At 71.8% G+C, this 26457-nt stretch carries 23 protein-coding genes and 5 tRNA genes; 20 read left to right on the top strand and 8 right to left on the bottom strand.

The genetic code is table 11. The features are described from left to right. Positions 1–75 precede the first annotated feature (75 nt). Entirely contained in the window at positions 76–489 is a 414-nt protein-coding gene (locus AC07GB_RS00550) for a roadblock/LC7 domain-containing protein (protein WP_478841398.1), read from the bottom strand. A 9-nt stretch (positions 490–498) separates the two neighbouring features. Continuing rightward, a complete protein-coding gene (locus AC07GB_RS00545; RefSeq protein WP_478841019.1) occupies positions 499–4593 on the bottom strand; it encodes a sensor histidine kinase in 4095 nt (1364 codons plus the stop codon). A 571-nt stretch (positions 4594–5164) separates the two neighbouring features. On the opposite strand from AC07GB_RS00545, the gene AC07GB_RS00540 reads away from it, so the two are divergent. From AC07GB_RS00540 to AC07GB_RS00500, 9 genes are all read left to right on the top strand, one after another. Next, complete coding sequence (locus AC07GB_RS00540; RefSeq protein WP_478841018.1) at positions 5165–5353, top strand: hypothetical protein; 189 nt, start codon at positions 5165–5167, stop codon at positions 5351–5353. Positions 5354–5500: 147 nt separating this feature from the next. Further along, entirely contained in the window at positions 5501–6277 is a 777-nt protein-coding gene (locus AC07GB_RS00535) for a fumarylacetoacetate hydrolase family protein (protein WP_478841017.1), read from the top strand. Then, the gene (gene gltX / locus AC07GB_RS00530; RefSeq protein ID WP_478841016.1) at positions 6270–7748 is read left to right on the top strand and encodes a glutamate--tRNA ligase; all 1479 of its coding nucleotides are present in this window, start codon (positions 6270–6272) and stop codon (positions 7746–7748) included. The genes AC07GB_RS00535 and gltX overlap by 8 nt, the downstream gene beginning before the upstream one ends. A 75-nt stretch (positions 7749–7823) precedes the next feature. Then, entirely contained in the window at positions 7824–8549 is a 726-nt protein-coding gene (locus AC07GB_RS00525) for an HAD family hydrolase (RefSeq protein WP_478841015.1), read from the top strand. Between the two features lie 87 nt (positions 8550–8636). Continuing rightward, positions 8637–8708: transfer RNA gene (locus AC07GB_RS00520), tRNA-Gln, on the top strand. Positions 8709–8729: 21 nt separating this feature from the next. Beyond that, positions 8730–8802 (top strand) — tRNA-Glu (locus AC07GB_RS00515). A 62-nt stretch (positions 8803–8864) separates the two neighbouring features. Continuing rightward, positions 8865–8937 (top strand) — tRNA-Glu (locus AC07GB_RS00510). Positions 8938–8958: 21 nt separating this feature from the next. Continuing rightward, a tRNA-Gln gene (locus AC07GB_RS00505) sits at positions 8959–9030 on the top strand. 39 nt (positions 9031–9069) lie between these two features. Then, a tRNA-Glu gene (locus AC07GB_RS00500) sits at positions 9070–9142 on the top strand. Positions 9143–9365: 223 nt separating this feature from the next. On the opposite strand, the gene ndgR is transcribed toward AC07GB_RS00500, so the two are convergent. Then, a complete protein-coding gene (gene ndgR, locus AC07GB_RS00495) occupies positions 9366–10082 on the bottom strand; it encodes an IclR family transcriptional regulator NdgR (protein ID WP_010984119.1) in 717 nt (238 codons plus the stop codon). Between the two features lie 186 nt (positions 10083–10268). Between ndgR and leuC the strand changes: the two genes are divergently transcribed. From leuC to AC07GB_RS00475, 4 genes are all read left to right on the top strand, one after another. Continuing rightward, entirely contained in the window at positions 10269–11693 is a 1425-nt protein-coding gene (gene leuC / locus AC07GB_RS00490; RefSeq protein ID WP_478841014.1) for a 3-isopropylmalate dehydratase large subunit, read from the top strand. A gap of 6 nt (positions 11694–11699) precedes the next feature. Beyond that, on the top strand, positions 11700–12293 hold the full coding sequence (gene leuD / locus AC07GB_RS00485; protein WP_478841013.1) for a 3-isopropylmalate dehydratase small subunit: 594 nt from the start codon (positions 11700–11702) through the stop codon (positions 12291–12293). Between the two features lie 270 nt (positions 12294–12563). Further along, positions 12564–12800, top strand: a complete 237-nt coding sequence (locus tag AC07GB_RS00480; protein ID WP_478841012.1) for an SCO5555 family protein — start codon at positions 12564–12566, stop codon at positions 12798–12800. Between the two features lie 161 nt (positions 12801–12961). Then, on the top strand, positions 12962–13669 hold the full coding sequence (locus AC07GB_RS00475) for an HU family DNA-binding protein (RefSeq protein WP_478841011.1): 708 nt from the start codon (positions 12962–12964) through the stop codon (positions 13667–13669). A 116-nt stretch (positions 13670–13785) separates the two neighbouring features. Here AC07GB_RS00475 and AC07GB_RS00470 read toward each other — a convergent pair whose 3' ends face one another. Continuing rightward, entirely contained in the window at positions 13786–13989 is a 204-nt protein-coding gene (locus tag AC07GB_RS00470) for a hypothetical protein (RefSeq protein WP_478841010.1), read from the bottom strand. Between the two features lie 14 nt (positions 13990–14003). Then, positions 14004–14639: a 2-phospho-L-lactate guanylyltransferase gene (gene cofC / locus AC07GB_RS00465; RefSeq protein WP_478841009.1), complete on the bottom strand. Its 636-nt coding sequence runs from the start codon at positions 14637–14639 to the stop codon at positions 14004–14006. A 208-nt stretch (positions 14640–14847) separates the two neighbouring features. Here cofC and AC07GB_RS00460 point away from each other — a divergent pair, with 208 nt between their 5' ends. The 3 genes from AC07GB_RS00460 to AC07GB_RS00450 all read left to right on the top strand — a co-directional run bounded on the left by AC07GB_RS00460 (position 14848) and on the right by AC07GB_RS00450 (position 17923). Next, entirely contained in the window at positions 14848–15657 is an 810-nt protein-coding gene (locus tag AC07GB_RS00460) for a lysophospholipid acyltransferase family protein (protein WP_478841008.1), read from the top strand. After that, entirely contained in the window at positions 15654–16664 is a 1011-nt protein-coding gene (locus AC07GB_RS00455) for an NAD(P)H-dependent glycerol-3-phosphate dehydrogenase (protein ID WP_478841007.1), read from the top strand. Before AC07GB_RS00460 ends, AC07GB_RS00455 begins: the two co-directional genes overlap by 4 nt. Positions 16665–16744: 80 nt before the next feature. Further along, positions 16745–17923: a D-alanine--D-alanine ligase family protein gene (locus AC07GB_RS00450; protein WP_478841006.1), complete on the top strand. Its 1179-nt coding sequence runs from the start codon at positions 16745–16747 to the stop codon at positions 17921–17923. 32 nt (positions 17924–17955) lie between these two features. Here AC07GB_RS00450 and AC07GB_RS00445 read toward each other — a convergent pair whose 3' ends face one another. Both AC07GB_RS00445 and AC07GB_RS00440 read right to left on the bottom strand, forming a co-directional pair. Then, positions 17956–18441: a DUF3515 domain-containing protein gene (locus tag AC07GB_RS00445; RefSeq protein WP_478841005.1), complete on the bottom strand. Its 486-nt coding sequence runs from the start codon at positions 18439–18441 to the stop codon at positions 17956–17958. 20 nt (positions 18442–18461) lie between these two features. Beyond that, positions 18462–18695, bottom strand: coding sequence for an Lrp/AsnC family transcriptional regulator (locus tag AC07GB_RS00440; protein ID WP_016642988.1), 234 nt, complete (start codon positions 18693–18695; stop codon positions 18462–18464). A 206-nt stretch (positions 18696–18901) separates the two neighbouring features. Between AC07GB_RS00440 and AC07GB_RS00435 the strand changes: the two genes are divergently transcribed. Together AC07GB_RS00435 and thiD are read left to right on the top strand one after the other, a co-directional pair. Continuing rightward, positions 18902–19870, top strand: a complete 969-nt coding sequence (locus tag AC07GB_RS00435) for a thiamine-phosphate kinase (RefSeq protein ID WP_478841004.1) — start codon at positions 18902–18904, stop codon at positions 19868–19870. After that, a complete protein-coding gene (gene thiD / locus AC07GB_RS00430; RefSeq protein WP_478841003.1) occupies positions 19870–20709 on the top strand; it encodes a bifunctional hydroxymethylpyrimidine kinase/phosphomethylpyrimidine kinase in 840 nt (279 codons plus the stop codon). The genes AC07GB_RS00435 and thiD overlap by 1 nt, the downstream gene beginning before the upstream one ends. A gap of 197 nt (positions 20710–20906) precedes the next feature. Here thiD and rpmB read toward each other — a convergent pair whose 3' ends face one another. Further along, positions 20907–21092: a 50S ribosomal protein L28 gene (rpmB, locus tag AC07GB_RS00425; protein ID WP_030195073.1), complete on the bottom strand. Its 186-nt coding sequence runs from the start codon at positions 21090–21092 to the stop codon at positions 20907–20909. A 258-nt stretch (positions 21093–21350) separates the two neighbouring features. Between rpmB and AC07GB_RS00420 the strand changes: the two genes are divergently transcribed. Together AC07GB_RS00420 and AC07GB_RS00415 are read left to right on the top strand one after the other, a co-directional pair. Beyond that, positions 21351–23066, top strand: coding sequence for a DAK2 domain-containing protein (locus AC07GB_RS00420; protein WP_478841002.1), 1716 nt, complete (start codon positions 21351–21353; stop codon positions 23064–23066). 126 nt (positions 23067–23192) lie between these two features. Then, entirely contained in the window at positions 23193–26426 is a 3234-nt protein-coding gene (locus tag AC07GB_RS00415) for a helicase-related protein (protein ID WP_478841001.1), read from the top strand. Positions 26427–26457 lie beyond the last annotated feature (31 nt).

Below are 26457 nucleotides of genomic sequence, written 5' to 3'. Positions count from 1 at the left end.
TGGTTGCGTACGGTCGGAACGTCCCTGGCCGGTGGGGCGGCCGGGGGCTCTGGCGGGCCTGGCCCGCGCGCCGGGCTAGTGCAGCAGGCTGCCCTGCAGCTCGGCGCGCAGGTCCGGGGTGAGGACGGTGCCCGCACGGTCGACGAGCAGCGCCATCTCGTACCCGACGAGGCCGATGTCGCACTCGGGGTGCGCGAGCACGGCCAGGGACGAGCCGTCGGAGACGGACATGATGAACAGGAAACCGCGCTCCATCTCCACGACGGTCTGCGTGACCGCCCCGCCCTCGAAGATCCGGGAGGCCCCGGCGGTGAGGGAGGTCAGGCCGGAGGCGACGGCCGCGAGCTGGTCGGCGCGGTCGCGCGGAAAGCCCTCGGACATCGCGAGAAGCAGGCCGTCGGCGGAGACCACGACCGTGTGGGACACCCCGGGGGTGTTCTCCACGAAGTTGGTGATCAACCAGTTCAGGTTCTGTGCCGCCTGGCTCATCGGACTCAACTAACGCTCCTGCTGGTGAGTGGGGCGAGGGAAACTGCCGGTCTGGCCGGTACCGGCCTGGCGACCCTGCTGAATGCCCCGACGGAGATTGGTCAGCCGGCCGCGCACGTCGTCGGGCGCGCGCGAGACCTGCGGACCCGCGCTGTCCTGCGCCTGCTGTGCGGTGCCCGCCACGAGGTTCGCCCGTGGCACGCGGCGCGGAAGGCCGGACGTGGTGACGCCGCCCGCGGAGGGCTGCCGGACGCGCTCGGCCTGACGGCCCAGCTCGTCGTTCGGCGTGGGACGCCAAGCGGTGTTGCCGGTGGTGCTGTTCGGGTTCTGCGGGGTCTGCTGACCCTGCGGGTTCTGCGGGTTCTGCGGGTTCTGTGCGTGCTGCTGGTTCTGGGGGACGCCCTGGCCGTGCTGGCCCGGGGCCTGGAGGCCGGCCGGACGCGAAGGCTGCGGGGTCCCGTGGGGCTGCTGCGGCGGGCGTACGCCCTGGGGACGCGTGCCGTCGAGAGGTCGCTGCGGCTCGCGCTGCGGAAGCTGCGGTTCCCGGCGGGGGAGCCGGGAGCCACGCTGCGGAGCCTGCTGCTGGGGCTGCGGCGCACCGGCCTCGGGGCGGTGGCCCTGCGGCTCCTGGCCGCGGTTGCCGCGCTGCGGCAGCTCCGGGCGGTGGCCCTGCCCGGCACCGCCGGTCAGGTCGCCCTGCTCGGCGCGCTCCCGCTGGGCCCGCTCGGCCTGCTGGCGCTCCTGCTCGGCCTGGGCCTGGGCCTGGGCCTGGGCCTGGGCCTGACGCTCCTGCTCGGCGCGCTCCCGCTGGGCCCGCTCCTGCTGTTCGGCCTGCTGTGCCTGCTGCTGGGCCTGCTGCTCCGCCTGCTGCGAGAACCAGTTGGTCTCCAGCGTGTCGTACAGCGGCGTACGGCCGTCGAGCGGACCGGACGCGGGCGGCAGGGCCTCCGGCTCGGACTGCTGCGGCTCCGGCTGGGGCGCCTGCGGCAGCTGGGCCTGGGGGCGCTGCGGCTGCTGCGGCACGCCCTGGTCCAGATCGGCGCGCGGGGCCTGGCCGCGGCGCGGCGCGGGCGGGCGCGGCACCGAGAACTCACCGGTGGCGTGCGGCGGCTGGCCCGGCTGGCCGGACTGGGGGCCGTGGGGCGCCTGCGGGGCCGCGGGGGAGGGCCCGCCGAAGACGTCGGAGCGCACGAACTCGCCGGTGGCGCCGCTCGGGGCGTCGCCCTGCGTGCCGGGCGGCGGGCCGTCGAAGTCGGGGCGGTCGAACTGCGCGGTCGAGCCGGGGCCCCGAAGGTCGTCGGCGGCCCCCGCGGGGTGCGGGAACTGGCCGGTGGACTCGGGCTCCTCGTGGCCGCGCGGAGCGTCGAAGGGCTCGCGCGAGACCTGCGGCTGCGCGTTCTCCTCGCTCCAGCTGGGCACGCGGGGCTGCTGCGGGCTGCCACCGGGCAGCTCGGCCCGCGGGCCGCCGCGCGGCGGCAGCTGGGGCCTGCGGTCCTGCTCACGCGGACCGGAGCCCGGGCCCGACCCGACGGCCTGACCCGCGTCGTTCGTACGCTGCTGGGGCACCGGAGGCTGCGGCATGCTGCCCGCCCCGGGGCGGCCGCCGCCCTGGCCCTGGCCGAGGGCGCCACCGCGGCCGCCCTGCGTCCCGGAGCCCGGGGCACCGCCGGGGCCCGCGAGCCCGCCCGGCGCCACCGGGGAGCCGGCCGCCGGGCCCTGGCCGTTGCCGCGCGAGGGCAGCGCCGCACGCGGGCCCGAGCCCGCGACCTGGCCGCGCTGCGCGCCGGCGGGGCCGACGTGGTTGTTCTGGTTGCTCTGGTTGTTCTGGCGGGCGCGGGCCGCGCCGCTCAGACCGGCCGCCACACCGCCACCGCGACGCGCGGCGGCGGCACCCGCCGCGGCCTGGGCCGCCGCGGGACCACCGGTCGGCGCCGGGGCACCGGGCTGGCCCGGGCCCTTCTTGCCGCCCTGGGCGACGTCGACGGGCAGCATGACCAGCGCGGTCGTACCACCGGAGTCGGAGGGCCGCAGCTGGATGCGGATGCCGTGGCGCTGCGAGAGGCGGCCGACCACGAACAGACCCATGCGGCGGGAGACGGAGACGTCCACGGTGGGCGGCGACGCGAGCCGCTCGTTGATCGCGGCGAGGTCCTCGGGGGAGAGGCCGATGCCGGTGTCGTGGATCTCGATCAGCACGCGGCCGTCGGGCAGCGCGTGACCGGTCACCTTGACCTTGGTCTGCGGCGAGGAGAACGAGGTCGCGTTCTCCAGCAGCTCGGCGAGGAGGTGCACGAGGTCGTTGACGACGCGTCCGGCCACGTCGGTGGCGGGCACCGAGGACAGCTCGATGCGCTCGTACTGCTCCACCTCGGAGGCGGCGGCGCGGAGCACGTCGACGAGCGGCACGGGCCGCGTCCAGCGGCGGCCGGGCTCCTCACCGGCGAGGACGAGGAGGTTCTCGCCGTTACGGCGCATGCGGGTCGCGAGGTGGTCGAGCTTGAACAGCGACGACAGCTGGTCCGGGTCGGCCTCGCGGGACTCCAGCTCGGAGATGAGCGAGAGCTGGCGCTGGATGAGGCCCTGGGAGCGGCGCGAGAGGTTGGTGAACATCGCGTTGACGTTGCCCCGCAGGAGGGCCTGCTCGGCGGCGAGGCGGACCGCCTCGCGGTGCACGTCGTCGAAGGCCGCGGCCACCTGGCCGATCTCGTCCCGGGAGTGCACACCGACGGACTCCACGGACGTGTCGACGTCCTGCGGGTCGGACTCGGAGAGCTGCTTGACCAGCTCGGGCAGGCGGTCCTGGGCGACCTTGGTCGCGGTGTCCTGGAGCCGGCGGAGCGAGCGGATCATGGACCGGGCCACGACGAAGGCGCCGACGAGCGAGACGCCGAGCACCAGCAGGATGAGCGCACCGTTCAGGATCGCCTGCTGCTCGGACTCGTTCCGCAGCGAGCGGGCCTTCTGCTCCATCTCGTCGAGCAGCGTCAGCTCGATCTTGGCCATCTCCGAGATCTTGGTGGAGTCCTGGTCCACCCAGTCCTTGTAGGACCGCTTGCCGCGGAGCTTGATGCCATTGGGCTGCTCGAGGATGCGCTGGGCGTAGGCGTCGGCGCCCTGGATGGTGGCGTTGCCGCGGCTGATGGGCGCGAGCAGCTTCGCGCCGTCGCCGACGTAGATCCGGTTGAACGACTGGAGTTCGTCGTTCTCCTTCTCGTTCGCCGTGAGGGCGTAGCGGCGGTCGAGGTCGGAGAGCTTGCCGAACTCGCGGTTGTTCGGCGGCAGCGCGGCCGCGATGACGGCCCGCTGGACGGACGCGAACTCCTTGGCGGAGGAGAAGGCCGCCAGGGCGCGCGTGCGCTGGATCATGTCCGGGTTGCTGGTCGCCTGCGCCATGTCCTCGGAGAGCGCGAGGAGCTGCTGGATGAGCTGGCTGTAGGCGTCGACCGTCTGCGAGGACGGGACGTCCTTCTGGAACGCGTCCCGGCGTACGTCCTTGATCTTCTGGAGCTGCCGGGTGATCTGGACCGTGTTCTGCCGGATGCCGAGGAAGCCCTTGTCGCCCTCGCTGCTGTCGACGTCCTGGGTGCCGGTGAGGAAGTTCCGGTAGGCGCGGTCCGTCTTCTGGCGGACGCTCTTGACGGTGAAGTCGGTGTCGCTCGCGCCGTGCGCGAGCGGTCCTGCCGACTGGTCGCGCTCCTCCTGGAGCGCGGCGGCCAGCCGGGTGGCGTCCTCCGTCAGATCCGTCAGCAGCTTCATGTTGTCGAGCTGCTGGATGTCGTCCAACGACGAGTTGATGCGCAGCGCGCCCAGCGAGGTCGCCGTGATGACGGGGAGGGCGAGGAGCGAGACCAGACGGGTCGAGATGCGCCAGTTGCGCAGGGCTATTCGAGGGCCGGGACCAGGGGGTGTCTTGGAGCCCTTCGCCTTCGACTCGTCCGTGGGCAGGCCGCCGCCGGGCGCGCCCGTGCGGGCGGCCCCGGGGCCGCCGTCGCCGGACTGCACCGATGCGGGGTTCTGGGCGTGCTGGGCCGAGGAGCCGCGGTCACTTCCGCCGCGCTCCGGCTCCGCCGCAGCGCTGCCATCCCTCTTGAAACGTCCCTGCACTAGCGTCGCAACCTCTGGACCAGGCGTCCCGCCGCGTGGACGGCAGGACGGTGTCGGCGTCTCGGGGCGTCAAGCACCCCATGGTGGTCGTGAGACCGGCGCTGCTCCCCCTTCCCGCCGCCCTCGGCGCTGCGTTGCGCCCCTGTGCGCCGGTTCGATCCCGCGGCGGTCCCGGGAATTCCAGCACAGTGCAGGATCTCCAACAAGGCCCGTGGTCCGGGCCTGGCCGCCCGTGACAGGACGTGAGGGGCACGTCACCAGACGTAGAAACTCAAGCCGCCCAAATCGGACTTTCCTGTACGAGACGTGAGGCCGGAGTCGGTGTCCCAGTCTTCATGATCAGGAGCGGAATGCGGGCTTCAGGGGGGCAATGTCCGTTTTCAACGGCCCCATCGGCAGCCGGAATTGACCTATTTATCCATGCCCTCGTGAGCAAACTCACATGAAGATCATGGCCTCTTCTCGACATTGCGCGGGAATTGCATGTTTAGCCTGACGCTTTACAGGGATGGGGAATCCGACAACTGGCGCCCACTCGGCGGCGCCCCGATCGACAGGGCCACAGCAGCAGATGAAGTCCACGATGATGTTCCGCAACATAGCCAACCCGCGCCGCACCACCCTCGCGCACCTCGAGGACGCCGCAGCCCTGCAGACGGCTCCCGAGCAGCCGGAGCACTCCGTGGACCTCCCCACCCAGACGGCCAACCCCAAGCGCACCACGCTCATGGACGCGCCCGCGGCGCCCGCAGCGCCGTAAGACCCTGCCGAGGGCCGTCACGCTCGTCCGCGCACCGGTGGACGAGCCGTACACCGGCGAAAGAAGCGGCGGAAAAGGGGCAGAGGGGCGAAGCCCCATAGACTGGCCGGACCAGACCACCCCGCAGCTGCAAAGGGCACCGCTCACGTGCGTATCGCCAGGTTCTCCATCGACGGCAACGTCGCCTTCGGCGCGGTCGAGGGCGACAAGCCGGACGAGCTAGTCGTCGACATCATCAAGGGCAGCCCGTACGCCGACTTCGAGCTGAGCGGCGTCAAGGTCCCGCTGAGCAAGGTCCGGCTCCTCGCCCCGGTCATCGGCCACAAGATCGTGGCCTTCGGGCGGAACTACGCGGCCCACGCCAAGGAGCTGGGCCACGAGGTGCCCGACGCCCCCTTCGCCTTCTTCAAGCCCGCGACCTCGATGATCGGCTCCGGCGACGCGATCCAGTACCCGTCGTTCTCCGAGGAGCTGCACCACGAGGCGGAGCTGGCCGTGGTCATCGGCCGCATGTGCCGCGAGGTCCCGCGCGAGCGCGTCAAGGACGTCGTCTTCGGCTACACCTGCGCCAACGACGTCACCGCCCGCGACGTGCAGAAGCGCGAGAAGCAGTGGGCCCGGGCCAAGGGCTTCGACACGTCCTGCCCGCTCGGCCCGTGGGTGGAGACGGACCTCGACCCGAGCGACCTGACGATCCAGTGCACGGTCAACGGCCAGCAGCGCCAGCTCGGCCGCACCTCCGAGATGGTGCACTCCATCGAGGACCTGGTCGTCAACATCTCCGAGGCCATGACGCTGCTGCCCGGCGACGTCATCCTCACCGGCACCCCCGAGGGGGTTGGCCCCCTCAACGTCGGCGACGAGGTCGCCGTCACCATCGAAGGCATCGGCACTCTCACCAACAAGGTGATCAAGCGTGGCTAACGCGACGAACGTACGCGTACGTTTCTGTCCCTCCCCGACCGGCAACCCGCACGTGGGCCTGGTCCGCACCGCCCTGTTCAACTGGGCGTTCGCCCGGCACAACGAGGGCACCCTGGTCTTCCGCATCGAGGACACGGACGCCGCCCGCGACTCCGAGGAGTCGTACGAGCAGCTCCTGGACTCCATGCGCTGGCTGGGCTTCGACTGGGACGAGGGGCCCGAGGTCGGCGGCCCGCACGCGCCGTACCGCCAGTCGCAGCGCATGGACATCTACCGGGACGTCGCCGAGAAGCTCGTCGCCTCCGGCCACGCCTACCCGTGCTACTGCACCACCGAGGAGCTGGACGCCCGCCGCGAGGCCGCCCGCGCCGCCGGCAAGCCGTCCGGCTACGACGGCCAGTGCCGCGACCTCACCGCCGAGCAGAAACAGGCGTACGAGGCCGAGGGCCGCAGCCACATCATCCGCTTCCGGATGCCGGACGAGGCCACCACCTTCACCGACCTGGTCCGCGGCGAGATCACCGTCCAGGCGGAGAACGTCACCGACTACGGCATCGTCCGCGCCAACGGCGCCCCGCTGTACACGCTGGTCAACCCGGTCGACGACGCCCTGATGGAGATCACCCACGTCCTGCGCGGCGAGGACCTGCTCTCCTCCACCCCGCGCCAGATCGCGCTCTACAAGGCGCTGATCGAGCTGGGCGTCGCGAAGACCATCCCGCAGTTCGGCCACCTGCCGTACGTCATGGGCGAGGGCAACAAGAAGCTCTCCAAGCGCGACCCGCAGGCGAGCCTGAACCTCTACCGCGAGCGCGGCTTCCTGCCTGAGGGCCTGCTCAACTACCTCTCCCTGCTCGGCTGGTCCTTCTCCGCCGACCAGGACGTCTTCACGATCGACGAGATGGTCGCGAAGTTCGACCTCGCCGACGTGAACTCCAACCCGGCCCGCTTCGACCTGAAGAAGGCCGAGGCCATCAACGCTGACCACATCCGCATGCTGGACGTGAAGGCGTTCGCCGCGGCCTGCGAGCCGTGGCTGCGCGCCCCGCACGCCCCCTGGGCCCCGGAGGACTTCGACGCGGCGGTCTGGGAGGCGATCGCGCCCCACGCGCAGACCCGCCTCAAGGTCCTGTCCGAGATCACGGACAACGTGGACTTCCTGTTCCTGCCGGAGCCGGTCTTCGACGAGGCCTCCTGGACCAAGGCCATGAAGGAGGGCTCCGACGCCCTCCTGACCACCGCCCGCGCCAAGCTGGAGGCGGCCGACTGGTCGTCCCCGGAGGCCCTCAAGGAGGCCGTCCTGGCCGCGGGCGAGGAGCACGGCCTCAAGCTCGGCAAGGCCCAGGCCCCCGTCCGCGTCGCCGTCACGGGCCGCACGGTCGGCCTGCCCCTCTTCGAGTCCCTGGAGATCCTCGGCAAGGACCGCGCCCTGCGGCGCATCGACGCGGCGCTCGCGAAGCTGACCGCGTAACACCGCGCGCACGGCCCCTGCGAAAGGGCCCGGAAGCCCTCACGGCTCCCGGGCCCTTTCGCGTACGTTCGGACCATGCCGGTCAACGCCGTCGTCTGGGACGTCGACGACACCCTCTTCGACTACGCCACCGCCGATCTCACGGGCATGCGGGCCCACCTCGCCGCCGAGGGCCTCCTCGCCCGCTACGACAGCGCCGACCGCGCCCTGGCCCTGTGGAAGGAGACCACGGCCCGGCACTGGGCCCGCTTCGGCGCGGGCCAGGTGGACTTCTCCGCGCAGCGCAGGGACCGCGTGCGCGACTTCCTCGGCGCCGCCCTCGACGACGCGGAGGCCGACGCCTGGTTCGGCCGCTACCTGGGGCACTACGAGGCCGCCTGGGCCCTCTTCCCGGACACCGTGCCCGCCCTGGACGAGCTGGCCGGGGACTACCGCCACGCGGTCCTGTCGAACTCGGCTCTCTCCGTGCAGGAGTACAAGCTCAGGGCCCTCGGCGTGCGCGACCGCTTCGAGACGGTCCTGTGCGCCGCCGACCTCGGTGTCGCCAAGCCCGCCCCCGAGGCCTTCCAGGCGGTGTGCGAGGCCCTCGGCCTGGCACCCGGGGAGATCGCGTACGTCGGCGACGAACCGGAGATCGACGCCCGCGGCGCCCGCGACGCGGGCCTGGTCGGCATCTGGCTCGACCGCAACGGCACCCGGGGGGACGGCCCGTCGGGAGTCCACCGGATCACGAGCCTCGCGGAGCTGCCCGCGCTGCTGCGCTCGGATACCCGTTTTGGAGCGCCGTCCACCTTCGGGTAATGTTCTTCCTGCGCCGCCCGAGAGGGCCGAAAGGCCCGGCAGGAAAGCGCAACCGGAACAGAACCCCTCCCGGGGGTTGCGTTCCAGTGGCCTATGGTGTAATTGGCAGCACGACTGATTCTGGTTCAGTTAGTCTTGGTTCGAGTCCAGGTAGGCCAGCTCGCAGAGCTCATCTGCAAAGCCCCCGTTGTGTAGCGGCCTAGCACGCTGCCCTCTCAAGGCAGTAGCGCCGGTTCGAATCCGGTCGGGGGTACAGATCCTTCCCGCGAGGACGGCATGGGTAGCTCCCACCGACCTTGATGCAGGATCGCTAGGGCCCCCGTTGTGTAGCGGCCTAGCACGCCGCCCTCTCAAGGCGGTAGCGCCGGTTCGAATCCGGTCGGGGGTACAAACTGGTCTAAACCATCATTGGTCTATGGTGTAATTGGCAGCACGACTGATTCTGGTTCAGTTAGTCTAGGTTCGAGTCCTGGTAGACCAGCTCGGATCTGCGGCGATGCAAAACGCCTGCAAGATCCTCGCCCCCGTTGTGTAGCGGCCTAGCACGCCGCCCTCTCAAGGCGGTAGCGCCGGTTCGAATCCGGTCGGGGGTACAGAGACCGCAGGGCCTCCACCACGGTGGAGGCCCTTCGGCGTTCCCGGATCACGGAGCCCGCTCGCGCCCGCCCCGCCTGCTCGACGCCGTACCACCACGCGCGTCAACTGCGCGTGCCCGCCCGCGGGTCGGGGCCCGGGCGCGTCGCGGACGTGGAAGAGGGCTCGCCGCGGCGTTGAGGCGAGCCCTCCTCGGGAGGTCGTACGACGGCCGCGCGCGGCTCAGCCGGTGCGGCGCAGGGCCTCGGAGAGGCGGCCGGCCGCGTCTATGACGGCCTGGGCGTGCATGCGGCCCGGGTGGCGGGTCAGGCGCTCGATCGGCCCCGACACGGAGACCGCGGCCACCACGCGGTTCGACGGGCCCCGCACCGGCGCGGACACCGAGGCGACGCCCGGCTCCCGCTCGCCGATCGACTGGGCCCAGCCCCTGCGGCGCACCCCGGACAGGGCCGTCGCCGTGAACCGTGCGCCCTGAAGGCCCCGGTGCAGCCGCTCCGGCTCCTCCCAGGCCATCAGGATCTGCGCGGACGAGCCCGCCTTCATGGTGAGCGTCGAGCCGACCGGGACGGTGTCCCTGAGGCCCGAGAGGCGCTCCGCGGCCGCCACGCAGATGCGCATGTCGCCCTGGCGGCGATAGAGCTGGGCGCTCTCGCCCGTGACGTCGCGCAGATGCGTGAGCACCGGGCCCGCCGTGGCAAGGAGGCGGTCCTCGCCCGCCGCCGCGGCCAGCTCGGCCAGGCGCGGGCCGAGGATGAACCTGCCCTGCATGTCCCGCGCCACCATCCGGTGGTGCTCCAAGGCCACGGCGAGACGGTGCGCCGTGGGTCGTGCGAGCCCGGTGGCCGCGACCAGTCCCGCGAGGGTGGCCGGACCGGACTCCAGGGCGCTCAGGACAAGGGCCGCCTTGTCCAGAACGCCTACGCCGCTAGAGTTGTCCATGCAACGATACTCGCGTCTCACTCTGTGAAACGCAAGTTCAAAATTCCCGGGAACCCGCCACCCTTGAGAAGCGATCCGCGGACCAACGGATACGCGATCGACGTCGGCATGCGTGTTGTGGGGGCCGGCGTCGGCGAACTCATTCTCTAGTTGGGCCGGCGCACGAGGTCGGTCGGAGGGAAAGCGATGGGTAGGACACTCGCGGAGAAGGTCTGGGACGACCACGTCGTCCGGCGCGCCGAAGGCGAGCCCGACCTCCTCTTCATCGATCTGCACCTGCTGCACGAGGTGACCAGCCCGCAGGCCTTCGACGGCCTGCGGCAGGCGGGCCGCAAGGTGCGGCGGCTCGACCTCACCATCGCGACCGAGGACCACAACACCCCCACCCTCGACATCGACAAGCCCATCGCCGACCCGGTCTCGCGCGCCCAGCTGGAGACCCTGCGCAAGAACTGCGCCGAGTTCGGCGTGCGCCTGCACCCGCTGGGCGACGTCGAGCAGGGCGTCGTCCACGTGGTGGGACCGCAGCTGGGCCTGACCCAGCCGGGCACGACGGTGGTCTGCGGCGACTCCCACACCTCCACCCACGGCGCGTTCGGCGCGCTCGCGTTCGGCATCGGCACCTCCCAGGTCGAGCACGTGCTCGCCACCCAGACCCTGCCGATGGCGCGTCCCAAGACCATGGCCATCACCGTCGACGGCGAACTGCCCGACGGCGTCACGGCCAAGGACCTCATCCTCGCCATCATCGCGAAGATCGGCACCGGCGGCGGCCAGGGCTACGTCATCGAGTACCGCGGCCCGGCCATCGAGAAGCTGTCGATGGAAGCCCGCATGACCATCTGCAACATGTCCATCGAGGCGGGCGCCCGCGCCGGCATGATCGCCCCGGACGAGACGACCTTCGCCTACATCCAGGGCCGCGCCCACGCCCCGCGGGGCGAGGACTGGGACGCCGCCGTGGCGTACTGGAAGACGCTGCGCACCGACGACGACGCCGTCTTCGACGCCGAGGTCTACATCGACGCCGCGTCCCTGTCGCCGTTCGTCACCTGGGGCACCAACCCCGGCCAGGGCCTGCCCCTGTCCGCGAGCGTCCCCGACCCGGCTTCGTACGAGGACGCTTCGGAGCGCCTCGCCGCCGAAAAGGCCCTGGAGTACATGGGGTTGAGCGCGGGCCAGCGGCTGCGTGACATCGAGGTCGACACCGTCTTCGTAGGCTCCTGCACCAACGGCCGCATCGAGGACCTGCGCTCGGCGGCCGCCGTGATCGAGGGCCGCAAAGTCGCCGACGGCGTACGGATGCTGGTCGTGCCCGGCTCGGTGCGGGTCGCGCTCCAGGCCGTCGAGGAGGGTCTGGACAAGGTGTTCACCGCGGCGGGCGCCGAATGGCGGCACGCGGGCTGCTCGATGTGCCTCGGCATGAACCCCGACCAACTCGCGCCCGGCGAGCGCTCCGCCTCCACCTCCAACCGCAACTTCGAGGGCAGGCAGGGCAAGGGCGGCCGCACCCACCTGGTGTCGCCCGAGGTGGCCGCCGCCACCGCGGTGACCGGCACGCTGGCCTCGCCCGCCGACCTCACCGACACCCCCGCGACCGCCGGAGTCTGATCAGCCATGGAAGCCTTCACCACGCACACCGGCCGGGCCGTCCCGCTGCGCCGCAGCAATGTGGACACCGACCAGATCATCCCCGCCCACTGGCTGAAGAAGGTCACCCGCGACGGCTTCGAGGACGGACTCTTCGAGGCCTGGCGCAAGAGTGACGACTTCGTCCTCAACCGGCCGGAGCGCCGGGGCGCCACCGTCCTGGTCGCGGGCCCCGACTTCGGCACCGGCTCCTCGCGCGAGCACGCCGTCTGGGCGCTCCAGAACTACGGCTTCAAGACCGTCATCTCCTCCCGCTTCGCCGACATCTTCCGGGGCAACTCGCTCAAGAACGGGCTGCTCACGGTGGTCCTGGAGCAGGAGACCGTGGACGCCCTGTGGGCCCTGACGGAGGCGGATCCGCAGGCCGAGATCACCGTTGACCTGCGGGATCGCCAAGTCCGCGCCCAGGGAGTCACGGCGGACTTCGAGCTGGACGAGAACGCCCGCTGGCGGCTGCTCAACGGCCTGGACGACATCAGCATCACGCTCCAGAACGAGCCGGACATCGCCGCCTACGAGGCCCTGCGCCCCGCCCACAAGCCGAGCACCGCACGGGCCTGACGCCCTCACACGGGCGGCCGAGCCGGCCGCGACCCACCGATGTACCCCCAATCGTGGACGGTTGGGGGTACATCCGTGTCCGGCCCTTTTCCGGCCCCCTTCGGCCCCCGCTGACCTGAACGGGTGGTCCCAACTGCCTTGAACCGAAGGGAAGAAGAGGCTGGAAATCCCCTTGCACACTGTGGGTGCGGGTATCCTCAGGAAGGCGCCGAGCGGGGGTAGTTACCCCCTGCGGAGGCGACAACTCGCCCCAGATGGCACAATCGGTGCATGGGACGCGACGACCAACTCCAGCTCTACGGACTCGTCGCGGACCGGCTGAAGGAAGCGCACTCCCGAGTGCGCGCACTGCAAGTCCCGGAGGGCGTACGGATGGCGCTGACCCGGAAGCTGCTGGTCATTACGGCCGCGGCCAAACACGATCTCGCCGATGCGGCAAGGCGTCTGGAGCGATTGATGGCGTACCTCGACGAGGGCGACGAGGGCCGAATCCCCGGGGACGACTGAGCGTCCGGCCTCAACGGGCCTTCGAGGAACTCCTCGAGAGTCCAGAACGTTGCGGCACAAGGGTGATTAGCCCGTTTCGTGTTTGATTTGCGGTATATATCTGCCTAACGTGCGAAAAAGCCTGGCGCATTCGCTCAGGCAATGTCTCCGAAGGGGAAGACGTGAACAAGGCGCAGCTCGTAGAAGCGATTGCCGACAAGGTCGGCGGCCGGCAGCAGGCCGCCGACGCCGTGGACGCGGTTCTGGACGCCATCGTCCGTGCCGTGGTCGGCGGCGACCGGGTTTCGGTCACCGGCTTCGGCTCGTTCGAGAAGGTCGACCGCCCGGCCCGGTACGCCCGCAACCCGCAGACCGGTGAGCGCGTGCGGGTCAAGAAGACCTCGGTGCCGCGCTTCCGCGCGGGTCAGGGCTTCAAGGACCTGGTGAGCGGCTCGAAGAAGCTCCCGAAGAACGACGTCGCGGTCAAGAAGGCGCCGAAGGGTAGCCTCTCGGGTGGCACTTCCTCCCGTTCGACGGTCAAGAAGGCCGCCGCCAAGAAGGCCACCACGGCCAAGAAGGCGACCCCGGCGAAGAAGACCACCACGGCCAAGAAGGCCACGGCGGCGGCGAAGAAGACCACCACCGCCAAGAAGGCCACGGCGACCAAGAAGGCCACCACGGCCAAGAAGGCCGCCACCGCCAAGAAGGCCACGCCGGCGAAGAAGGCCACCACGGCCAAGAAGGCGGCCCCGGCCAAGAAGGCCACCACGGCCAAGAAGGCCGCGGCGAAGAAGGCCCCCGCCAAGAAGGCCACGGCCAAGAAGGCGCCCGCCAAGAAGTCCACGGCGCGCAAGACCACCGCCAAGAAGACCACCGCCCGCAAGCGCTGAGGGCACGGGGTACTCACGCACCGGGCCGGGCTCCCGCAGGGGAGCCCGGCCCGCGGCGTGCCCACGGCGTGCGCGCGGCGGGGAAACGTATACGAATCGCCGCGCCGGGCCGCGGCTCAGAACGTCTGGAGCGTGACCAGCGTGATCCGGCGGGCCTCGCCCTCGCCGCTCACCTCGATCCGCACCCGCTGCCCCGGGCGCAGCAGGCGCAGGCCGCCCGCGTCGAACGCCGGGGCGTCGAACGGCACCGGAGTGCCGTCGTCGAGCAGCACGCTGCCGGTGCGGGTGTCGGAGTCGTACGTGTACGCGGTCGCCTGCATGAGCAGAAGCGTACTCAGTCCGGGATGAGCAGCCCGGCCGCGGCCGCGGCCGTGTGCGGGCCCACGCCGAGGGCGAGAGCGGCCCGCAGGTCGCCGCCGGTGTCCACGTCCTGGCGTACGGAGTCCACATCGGCGAGCACCAGTTCCACGGCCCCGGAGCCCGTGTGCCGGGCCCGGGAATCCGGGCCGAAAAAGGGGCGCAATTCCGTGCCGGGGGATCCGGACAGGAGCGTGGTGCCGATTCCCGCGGCATCGGGCAGAAACGCGCGGGGAAATGCGGCGGCGCGGTCGAGTACGCGGGTCAATTCGGTGGGGCACAGGGCGGGCAGATCGGCGTTCAGGGCCGCGACGGGCGCCCCGGGCCGGGCCGCGCGCACCACCGCCGCACCGTGATCGAGGGCGGCGTTGAGGCCCTTTCCCGGGGTGTCGGGGGCGACGCGGGCGCCCAGTGCGGCCAGTTCACGGCCCGCCCGGACGTCATCAGTGACGACCACCACATCCCTTACCGCGGCGCTGGCGAGCGCGGCCGTCACCGTGTCCTTGGCGAAGGCCAGGGCGAGCGCCGGCCGCAGCCCCTCGCCCGCGGCGGGAGTGAGCCTGCTCTTGGCCCGCGCCAGGGGTTTGAGCGGTATCACCAGGGTCCAGTGCACGGGCGCTCCGTCCTTCGCGTCGGGCCCATTGTGGCCTGCCAGGAGCGCGGCGCCAGCGGCCGGGGTCCACGAAATGGCCGGTCAGCGCGGTGCCGCGGCCGTGTGGAGGCGGTGGCCGCGGACGGGTGGGCGTACGGTGTTCTCGACAGGACGGCAGCCTGGGGCGACACTTGTGCGGCCGACCAGGCTCATGGAGGAAGGTGTCCGAGTGTCCCGCCGCAGAATCGGCTTCTGGTACCGCCTGGCGGCCGTGATCTGTAAACCGCCGCTGCTGGTTCTGTTCAAGCGGGACTGGCGGGGAATGCAGAACATCCCGGCCGACGGCGGTTTTATCACCGCCGTGAACCACAATTCGCATCTGGACCCGTTGGTCTACGCCCACTTTCAGTACAACACCGGACGGGTTCCGCGTTTCCTCGCCAAGCACGGCCTCTTCAAGAAGGGGTTCGTCGGGGCGGTCATGCGCGGCACGGGTCAGATCCCGGTCTACCGCGAGACCACGAACGCGCTCAGCGCGTTCCGGGCCGCGATCGACGCCGTCGAGCGCGGCGAATGCGTCGCCTTCTACCCCGAGGGCACCCTCACCCGCGACCCCGACCTGTGGCCCATGACGGGCAAGACGGGTGTGGCGCGCGTGGCCCTCCAGACGCAGCGCCCGGTCATCCCGGTCGCCCAGTGGGGCGCCAACCACGTCCTGCCGCCGTACGCGAAGAAGCCGCGGCTCCTGCCGCGCAAGACGCACCACGTCCTCGTCGGCGAGCCGGTGGACCTGGAGCGCTTCTACGGCAAGGAGATGACCCCCGACCTCCTGAAGGACGCCACGGAGGCCATCATGGCGGACATCACCGCGCTCCTGGAGGAACTGCGCGGCGAGAAGGCCCCGCAGAAGCGTTACGACCCGCGCGAGGCACGGATCGCGCAGCGCCGCAAGGCCCAGGGGGCCGGCACCGGCCAGGGCGCCAGCGGCCTTACGGGGCAGGGCAGTTCACAGCAGGGCAGCGCGGAGGAGAGCAAGTGACCCGATCCCTGAAGGCCGCCGTCTTCGGCACCGGCTCGTGGGGGACGGCCTTCGGCATGGTCCTCGCCGACGCGGGCTGCGACGTCACGCTGTGGGGCCGCCGCGCCGCTCTCGCCGACGCGGTCAACTCCACCCGTACGAACCCCGACTACCTCCCCGGCGTCGAACTGCCGCGGAACCTGCGCGCCACCACCGACCCCGCCGAGGCCGCCGACGGCGCCGACTTCACCGTGCTCGCCGTGCCCTCGCAGACGCTGCGCGCCAACCTCGGTGCCTGGACGCCGCTGCTCGCGCCCGACACCGTCCTCGTCTCCCTGATGAAGGGCGTCGAACTCGGCTCCGCCATGCGGATGAGCGAGGTCATCGAGGACGTCACCAAGGCCGCCGCCGAGCGCGTCGCGGTCGTCACCGGGCCGAACCTCGCCCGGGAGATCGCCGCCCGGCAGCCCGCCGCGTCCGTGGTCGCCTGCCGCGACGAAGCCGTGGCCCAGCGCCTCCAGGCCGCCTGCCACACCCCGTACTTCCGGCCGTACACGAACACCGACGTGGTCGGCTGCGAGCTGGGCGGCGCCGTGAAGAACGTCATCGGTCTCGCCGTGGGCATCGCCGACGGCATGGGCCTCGGCGACAACACCAAGGGCTCGCTCATCACGCGCGGGCTCGCCGAGACCACCCGGCTCGGCCTCGCGATGGGCGCGGACCCGCTGACCTTCTCCGGGCTCGCGGGCCTCGGCGACCTGGTGGCCACCTGCTCCTCGCCCCTGTCGCGCAACCACACCTTCGGCACCAACCTCGGCAAGGGCATGACCCTGGAGGAGACCATCGCGGTCACCAAGCAGACCGCGGAGGGCGTCAAGTCCTGCGAGTCCGTGCTCGCCCTGGCCCGCAGGCACGGCGTCGACATGCCCATCACCGAGACCGTCGTGGGCATCGTGCACGAGGGCACGCCGCCGATGGTCGCCCTCAAGGAGCTGATGGCGCGCAGCGCCAAGCCGGAGCGGAGCTGAGCCGTTAGGGCCGCCCGACCGGCCCGCGGGGCGCCGGTGACGCGCTGACGTCGCTGGGCAGCGGGTACGCTCAACGCGATATGAGCAGCGAGAACCTCCCCCAGAGCCCTCAGCGGAGCCCCGAGCCGGGCTCCGAGCCGACCCGGAAGCCGCGCGTCGCCGTCGTGTTCGGCGGGCGCAGCTCGGAGCACGGCATCTCCGTCGTCACCGCCGGTGCCGTACTGGGTGCCATCGACCGTGCCAAGTACGACGTGCTGCCCATCGGCATCACGACGGACGGCCGCTGGGCGCTGACCGCCGACGAGCCCGAGCGGATGGCCATCACCGACCGCAAGGTGCCGAACGTCACCGACCTCGCCGAGTCGGGGGAGGGCGGCGTCGTGCTGCCGCTGGACCCCAGCGACCGCGAGGTCGTCTACAGCGAGCCGGGCTCCGTGCCCAAGGCGCTCGGCGAGGTCGACGTCGTCTTCCCGATGCTGCACGGCCCCTACGGCGAGGACGGCACCCTCCAGGGCCTCCTCGAACTGTCGGGCGTGCCGTACGTGGGCGCGGGCGTGCTCGCCTCGGCCGTCGGCCAGGACAAGGAGTACATGAAGCGCGTCTTCACCTCCTTCGGCCTCCCCGTCGGCCCGTACCTGGTGATCCGGCCGCGCGCGTGGGAGAGCGACGAGAAGGCCGCCCGCGCGCAGATCGCGGAGTTCGCGGGCGAGCACGGCTGGCCGCTGTTCATCAAGCCCGCGCGCGCGGGGTCCTCGATCGGCATCACCAAGGTCGACTCCTTCGACGGCCTCGACGAGGCGATCGCGGAGGCCCAGCGCCACGACCCGAAGATCATCGTGGAGGCGCTGCTCCGCGGCCGCGAGATCGAGTGCGGCGTCCTGGAGTTCGAGGACGGCCCGCGCGCGAGCGTCCCCGCCGAGATCCCGCCGGTGCAGACGCACGACTACTACGACTTCGAGGCGAAGTACATCGACTCGACGCCCGGCATCGTGCCCGCCCCGCTGACGCCCGAGGAGACCGCCGAGGTCCAGCGGCTCGCGGTCGAGGCCTTCGAGGCCGCCTCCTGCGAGGGCCTGGTGCGCGCCGACTTCTTCCTCACCGATGACGGCCGGTTCGTGATCAACGAGATCAACACGATGCCCGGCTTCACGCCCATCTCCATGTATCCGCAGATGTGGCAGAAGAGCGGGGTCTCCTACGCGGAGCTGGTGGACCGGCTGATCCAAGCGGCCCTGCGGCGCTCCACGGGGCTGCGCTAGCGCGCGGCGTCGCGGGCGGTACGCCGCCTTCGCTACGCGATGCCTTCCGGGATCGCCTTCTTGACGGGGGCGGCGAAGTCCGTGAGCGGGCCCACGCCGCCCCCGGTCCGCTGCTCGGGGATGGTCACCTCGACGTAGGCCTTGCGCAGCGTCGTGGTGAAGCGGAACGAGCCGTCCGTCCGCTTCTCCAGCAGCCAGCCCACGCCGTTCACGGTCACGCCGTCGGCTTCGGGGTCGTTCATCTTCCCCGGTCGCGGCACGCCGCAGCGCAGTATGATCGCCGGGTCCCCCCACCCCGCGGTGAGCGGCGACGCGGGCTTCGGGTCACGCCGGTCCAGACCGTCCACCGCGCGCGGCAGCCGCTCGTCCAGGTTCCGGCACAGCTCGGTGACGCCGGTGCCCGGCGAGGGAACCGCGGCCGTCCCCCCGTCGTCCGTTGAGGAGCAGCCCGCGCATGCGATCAGCAGTGCGAGGGCGGTCGGCCCGGTCGGGGAGCAGAACCGGCGGGAAACGTTCACCGGCCAAGGGTAGACGGGGGCTACAAGTGCACGACGGGGCAGGTCAGGGTGCGGGTGATGCCGTCCACTTGCTGGACTTTGGCGACCACCATGCGGCCGAGTTCGTCCACCGTGTCCGCTTGGGCGCGCACGATGACATCGTAGGGACCGGTCACGTCCTCGGCCTGGATCACTCCCGGGATCTTGCCGATCAGCTCGGCGACGGTCGACGCCTTGCCGACCTCGGTCTGGATCAGGATGTACGCCTGTACCACGGAACCTCCAGGGCGGCCACGAGGATCATGTGGGGAGAAGGGACGCCACGGTACCGCGTCGCCGCTCGTCACGGGGAGACCCGGGGGAGCCGCGCCGCGCACATCACGGCGGACGGACAACAGAGGTTGACGGTCACGTCGACCGTACCGACGACAGGGACGGCTCGCGACCGCAAGCGGACCGCGGCAGAAGGAGCAGCACGCGCATGAAGGGCACTGTCGGCGAGTTGGGGGAGTTCGGGCTCATCAAGGAGCTCACCTCGCGGCTCACCTCCACTCCGGCCGTACGCCTCGGCCCCGGCGACGACGCCGCGGTCGTGGCCGCCCCGGACCGCAGGGTCGTGGCGAGCACCGACATCCTCCTGGAAGGCCGGCACTTCCGCCGCGACTGGTCCACGGCGTACGACGTGGGCCGCAAGGCCGCGGCCCAGAACCTCGCCGACATCGCCGCCATGGGTGCCGTGCCCACCGCGATCCTGCTCGGCCTCGTCGTCCCCGCCGAACTCCCCGCGAGCTGGCCCACCGAGCTGATGGACGGGCTGCGCGACGAGTGCCAGGTGGCGGGCGCCGCCGTCGTCGGAGGCGACGTCGTGCGTGGCGACACCATCACCGTCTCGATCACCGCGCTCGGCGACCTGCGCAACCACGAACCCGTCACGCGCGCGGGCGCGCAGCCCGGCGACGCCGTGGCCGTCACGGGCTGGCTCGGCTGGTCCGCCGCGGGCCACGCGGTGCTCTCCCGGGGCTTCCGCTCGCCGCGCGCCTTCGTGGAGGCCCACCGCAGGCCCGAGCCGCCGTACCACGCGGGTCCCGCGGCCGCCGGGCTCGGCGCCACCGCCATGACGGACGTCAGCGACGGCCTGATCGCCGACCTCGGCCACATCGCGGAGGCCAGCAAGGTGCGCATCGACGTCCGCTCCGGCGACGTGGACGTGCCCTCGCAGATGAACGACATCGCCCAGGCGGTCGGCGTCGACCCGCTCCAGTGGGTGCTCAACGGCGGCGAGGACCACGCGATCGTCGCCACGTTCCCCGCCGACGTGAAGCTGCCCGCGCGCTGGAAGGTCATCGGCGAGGTCCTCAACCCCTCGGCGATGCCGCAGGTGACCGTGGACGGCGCGCCGTGGACCAGCAAGGGCTGGGACCACTTCGGGGACAACGGGGGCCACGACTGATGGCGCCGGGCACCGCGCCGCCCCGGGTGCTGACCGTCGCGGGCTCCGACTCCGGGGGCGGGGCCGGGATCCAGGCCGACCTGAAGACCATGCTCGCGCTCGGCACCCACGGCATGAGCGTGCTCACCGCCGTGACCGCGCAGAACTCCCTGGGCGTGCAGGGCGCCTGGGAGCTGCCGGTGGAGGCGGTGCGCGCCCAGTACCGCAGCGTCGTCGACGACATCGGCGTGCAGGCCGTGAAGACCGGCATGCTGGCATCGGCCGAACTGGTCGAGGCGGTCGCGGAGTTGCTCGCCGGCACCGACGCCCCGGCCGTCGTCGACCCCGTCGGCGTCTCCAAGCACGGCGACGCGCTGCTCGCCGCCTCCGCCCTCGACTCGGTGCGCACGAAGCTGCTCCCCGTCGCCACGGTCGCCACGCCGAACCTGGACGAGGTCGCGCAACTCACCGGCCTGCGCGTCGAATCGGAGGACGGGATGCGGCGCGCGGCCGAGGCCCTCCTCGCGTACGGGCCCCGCTGGGTGGTCGTCAAGGGCGGCCATCTGCCCGGCGGCCAGGAGGCCGTGGACCTGCTCACGGACGGCACCGACGAGCACTGGCTGCGCTCCGCGCGGCACGACAACCGCCACACGCACGGCACCGGCTGCACCCTGGCCAGCGCGATCGCGGCCCAGCTCGCGCGGGGGCGGTCCGTGCCCGAGGCCGCGCGGACCGCCAAGGAGTACGTCACCGGGGCGATCGCCGCCGGTTTCGCGCTCGGCGGCGGGATCGGCCCGGTCGATCACGGCTGGCGTTTTCGGGACGGCACGGCTGCCGTGGAGGACCGCGACTCGTCGTGAGCGGGGTCTCCTATGCCGATGGGGTGCTCCTTCGGCCGCCGTACAGGCCGCCGGGCAGCCGCTCCCGTGGCCGCTGCGCGGAGACGCGGAGAGTGCTGGCGTACGTACGCACAGTACGGGCGTGATCGCGCGAAAAAGCCGGTCCCCGAGGGGACCGGCTTTTCAGTAACCGGCCAGGTGGCCGCGCAGAACTAGCGTCAGCGCGAGACCTTGCCGGCCTTGATGCACGAGGTGCAGGCATTGAGCCGCTTCGGCGTCCCGCCGACCACGGCACGCACGCGCTGGATGTTCGGGTTCCAGCGACGGGGCGTACGGCGGTGCGAGTGCGAGATGTTGTTGCCGAAGCCCGGCCCCTTGCCGCAGACGTCGCAGTTGGCAGCCACGGGTCACTCCAAAGACTTCAGATGCACTTACGGTTAATCCCGGCATGCCGGGATCAGAGCGAATGATCTGGGTGGCGGTGCCAGGGGAATGTCCCGATGGGTATCGGGCAACCGGAGCAGCATACAACGACTGCTTCGGTACAACGAAACTACCATGTCTCGCCCGGGGCCCGCCCCGCGCTCCCCTCCCGCACCAGGTCTACGCTGCGTCTCATCCCGCCGTCACGGCCGTTCCGGACGCTCTCTTGGAGGCCACAGTTGCCGCAGAACCTCGACGCGGTCGCGATCCGCGCCTGGAGCGCACTGGCTCTGGACGCGCTGGGGCAGGCCCGCGAGGAGATCGACGCGATCAACGTCTATCCGGTCGCGGACGGTGACACCGGAACCAACCTCTACTTGACGATGGAGTCGGCGACCCAGGCGGTCGACGCCGTCTTCTCGGGCCTGGAGCCCGCCGTGCCCACGCGGACCGAGGCCGTCCGCGCGCTGGCGCACGGGGCGCTGATCGGGGCCCGCGGCAACTCGGGCACGATCCTCGCGCAGCTGCTGCGGGGCATGGCACAGGTGCTGGCCGACCACGAGGGCGCGCCCGGCCCTGTGGGTGACGTACCTCACGTGGACGGCGAGTGCCTGGCGCGGGCGCTGCGGCGGGCGGCCGGGTCGGCGTACCAGGCGGTCGCCCATCCCGTGGAGGGGACGGTCCTGACGGTCGCCAAGGCGGCGGCGGAGGCGGCCGAGGCGGCCCAGGGTGACTGCGGCACGGTGGCGCGCGCGGCCTACGACGGCGCCCGCGCGGCCCTGGCCGCGACACCGGGCCAGCTCGCGGTGCTCGGCCGCGCGGGGGTCGTGGACGCGGGGGGCCGCGGCCTCGTGGCGGTGCTCGGGGCGCTCGTCGGGGCGCTCTCGGGGGAGCGCGTCGGGGCCCGGAACGCCACGGCTCCCTGGCACACGGGAGCCTCTTGGAACGGCCGGCCGCGGGCGGACGCCGCGGACGGCGGGACCGCGGCCCTGGACTGCGCGACTCCGGCCACCGAGTGCGCCGACGGCGCCGGCCCGGCCTTCGAGGTGATCTACCTCCTGGAGGCCGACGACGACGCCGTCGCCCGGCTCCGGACGAGGCTCGACGCGCTCGGCGACTCCCTCGTCGTCGTCGGCGGCGACGGACTGTGGAACGTCCACGTGCACGTGGACGACGCGGGCGCGGCCGTCGAGGCGGGGGTCGAGGCGGGGCGGCCGTACCGCATCCGCATCACGCACTTCGGCGTCGGCGACGTCCACGCCCTCCGCGCCGCGCAGCCGCCGCGCGAGCGCGCGCAGCGCGGCATCGTGGCCGTCGTACGGGGTGAGGGCCTGGGAGAGCTGTACGCCGAGGCGGGGGCGACCACCGTGCACGCGCGCGTGGGGGAGCCGCCCGCGAGCGGCGAACTGGTCGAGGCGGTCAGGCGCGCCCACGCGCGCGAGGTGGTGCTGATGCCGAACGACGCCGAACTCCGGCACACCGCGGCGGCGGCCGCCGAACAGGCCCGCTCCGAAGGCGTGCGCGTCGCCCTCATCCCCACCCGCTCCCCGGTGCAGGGCATCGCCGCGCTCGCCGTGCACGAGCCGGACCGGCGCTTCGACGAGGACGTCGTCGCGATGACGGCCGCGGCCGGCGCGACCCGGTACGCCGAACTCGCCGTCGCGGAGCGGCAGTCGTGGACGACCGCGGGCATCTGCCAGGCCGGGGACGTCCTCGGCCTCATCGACGGCGACGTGGCGGTCATCGGGGCGGAGGTCTCGGCGACGGCCGAGGTCGTGCTGGACCGGATGCTGGCGGCGGGGGGCGAGATGGTCACGCTCGTGCTGGGGGAGGAGGTGGCGGACGGGGTGGCCGAGCGCCTCCAGAAGCGCGTACGCGACGGCCGCCTGGCCGTGGACACGGTCCTCTACCGGGGCGGGCCCCAGTCCCCGCTCCTCCTCATCGGCGTGGAGTAGCCCCAGATCGGCGTGGAGCAACCCCAGCCCAGGCGTGGAGCAACCCCAGCCCCACCTCCGCGGACCTGCGGCCCGCCGGGCTGACATTCCGGGCCCGGCCCCGGAATGTCAGTGGCGTGGTGTGCAATGGATCTCGTGCACGCGCTCCAAGAACCGCTCAAGAACGCCCTCGGCCAAGCCACCGCCAAGGTCATGGCCGAGCACCTCGACCTGCACACGGTGGGCGACCTGCTGCACCACTACCCCCGGCGCTACGCCGAGCGGGGCGAGCTGACCCGCCTCTCCGACCTCCCGCTGGACGAGCACGTCACCGTCGTCGCCCAGGTGGCCACCGCCCGCGTACTGAAGTTCAACGGGGGGCGCGGCCAGCGCCTGGAGGTGACGATCACCGACGGCAGCGGCCAGCTCCAGCTGGTCTTCTTCGGCCGGGGCATCCACAAGCCGCACAAGGACCTGCTCCCCGGCACGCGCGCGATGTTCGCGGGCAAGGTCTCCGTCTTCAACCACAAGATGCAGCTGGCCCACCCGGCGTACGAGCTGCTGCGGGCCGACAGCGAGTCCGCCACCGAGGCGGTGGACTCCTGGGCGGGCGCCCTGATCCCGATCTACCCGGCCACCGCGAAGCTGGAGTCCTGGAAGATCGCCAAGTCGATCGACGCGGTGCTGCCCAGCGCCCGTGAGGCCCTGGATCCGCTGCCGGAGAGCCTGCGCGAGGGCCGCGGCCTCATCCCGCTCCCCGAAGCCCTCCTCAAGATCCACCGACCCCAGGCGAAGGCGGACATCGCGACGGCCCGCGACCGCCTGAAGTGGGACGAGGCGTTCGTCCTCCAGGTCGCCCTGGCCCGGCGCCGCTTCGCGGACTGCCAGCTGCCCGCGGTCGCCCGCAGACCCCGCCCGGACGGCCTCCTGGACGCCTTCGACGCCAAGCTGCCCTTCCAGCTCACGGACGGCCAGCGCCGCGTCTCCGGCGAGATCTTCGCCGACCTGGCGACGGAGCACCCCATGCACCGCCTCCTCCAGGGAGAGGTCGGTTCGGGCAAGGCGCAGCCGCTCGACGCACTGGTCCTGACACCTGACGGGTTCCGGCGGATGGGCGACATGGAGCCGGGAGACCCCGTCGTCGTGCCCACCGGGGACGTCGCTGTGGTCGACGGAGTGTTCCCTCAGGGCGAGCGTGATGTCTGGCGCCTGACGTTGTCGGACGGCAGTTCCGTCGAGTGCGACGACGAGCACCTCTGGATCGTCGGTACGAGCTGCGGGTGGCACCGCGGCCAAGCCCCCAAGGTCCTGACGACGAGAGAGATCCGGCTCGATCTCTTCAAGGCGAACGGATCGTCGAAGTGGTACCTCCCCGCTGCGACACCCGTGGACCTGGGAGGCGATGAGGGGATGCCCCTCGACCCCTACCTCTTCGGTCTCCTGCTGGGCGACGGGTCGTTCCGGCACAATCTCCGGCTGTCCACCGTCGATGCAGAGATCCATGACGCCGCGGTGGCCGCTGTGGCGCCGGAGTGCCGCTTGGTCCCCGTCGCAGGCTCCGCTTGCGACTACACCATCCAGCTCGCCCAGCGCGCCGGAGGCGTGCGCAACCCCGTCATCCAGGCACTGCGGGACATGGAGCTGTGGGGTAAGACATCCCACGGCAAGTTCATCCCCGACATGTTCAAGAACACGTCGGTCAAGAACCGACTGGCACTGCTGCAGGGCCTGCTGGACACGGACGGCACGGTTCAGCCGGACGGTTTGAGTATTTCGCTGTGCTCGGCTTCCCGGAGGCTCGCGGAAGACGTCGCCTGGCTCGTTCGCTCCCTGGGAGGCCGGGCACGGGTCCTGCCGAAGAAGGCCGCGTTCAACGTGTCGGTCGCCTTGCCCGCCGAGTACGCCCCCTTCCGGCTGACCCGCAAGGCGGAACGCGTCCGTGAGCGCCCGAAGTACAACACGTTCCGCCGCGGCATCCGCAGCGTGGACTTCGTCGGACGCAAGCCGGTCCAGTGCATCAGCGTCGCGCACCCGACGCGGGCTTACGTCACCGACAACTTCACGGTGACGCACAACACGATGGTGGCGCTGCGCGCCATGCTCGCCGTCGTGGACGCCGGCGGGCAGGCCGCGATGCTCGCGCCCACGGAGGTGCTCGCCCAGCAGCACCACCGTTCGGTCACCGAGATGATGGGGGAGCTGGCCGAGGGCGGCATGCTCGGGGGCTCCGAGCACGCCACCAAGGTCACGCTGCTCACCGGCTCCATGGGCGCGGCCGCGCGCCGGCAGGCGCTGCTCGACCTGGTCACGGGCGAGGCCGGGATCGTCATCGGGACGCACGCGCTGATCGAGGACAAGGTGCAGTTCCACGACCTCGGCCTCGTCGTGGTCGACGAGCAGCACCGCTTCGGCGTGGAGCAGCGCGACGCCCTGCGCGGCAAGGGCAAGCAGCCCCCGCACCTGCTGGTGATGACGGCCACGCCCATCCCGCGCACGGTCGCGATGACGGTCTTCGGCGACCTGGAGACCTCCGTGCTCGACCAGCTGCCCGCCGGGCGCTCGCCGATCTCCAGCCACGTCGTCCCGGCACGGGACAAGCCGCACTTCCTCGCCCGCGCCTGGGAGCGCGTCCGCGAGGAGGTGGAGAACGGCCACCAGGCGTACGTGGTCTGCCCCCGCATCGGCGACGACGAGGACGAGAAGGACGCGACCGCGAAGAAGGGCGGGAAGAAGGCCGCCGGAGAAGAGGCGGCGGAGGCCGAGAAGCGCCCCCCGCTCGCCGTCCTCGACGTGGCCGAGCACCTGGCCCAGGGCCCCCTCCAGGGCCTGCGGGTCGAGGTCCTGCACGGCCGCATGCAGCCCGACGACAAGGACGCGGTGATGCGCCGCTTCGCCGCGGGCGAGACCCACGTCCTGGTCGCCACCACAGTGATCGAGGTGGGGGTGAACGTGCCGAACGCGACGGCGATGGTGATCATGGACGCCGACCGCTTCGGCGTCTCCCAGCTGCACCAGCTCCGCGGCCGCGTCGGCCGCGGCTCGGCGCCCGGCCTGTGCCTGCTCGTCACCGACATGCCGGAGGCCGCCCCGGCCCGCGCCCGGCTGGGCGCGGTGGCGGCGACCCTGGACGGCTTCGAGCTGTCCCGCATCGACCTGGAGCAGCGCCGCGAGGGCGACGTGCTGGGCCAGGCGCAGTCCGGCGTCCGCTCCTCGCTGCGGATGCTCGCCGTCATCGACGACGAAGAGATCATCGCGGCGGCCCGTGAGGAGGCGACCGCCGTGGTCGCCCGCGACCCCGACCTGGAGCACCTGCCCGAGCTGCGCATGACCCTGGACGCCCTCCTGGACGCGGAGCGCGAGCAGTACCTCGACAAGGGGTGACGCGCGGGGACGACCTATCGTGAAGGCAGGC

It is taken from the genome of Streptomyces sp. NPDC045778, assembly GCF_056431945.1.
Note: the sequence above shows the minus strand (reverse complement) of the source record. Positions and strands in the feature narration are given on the sequence as shown.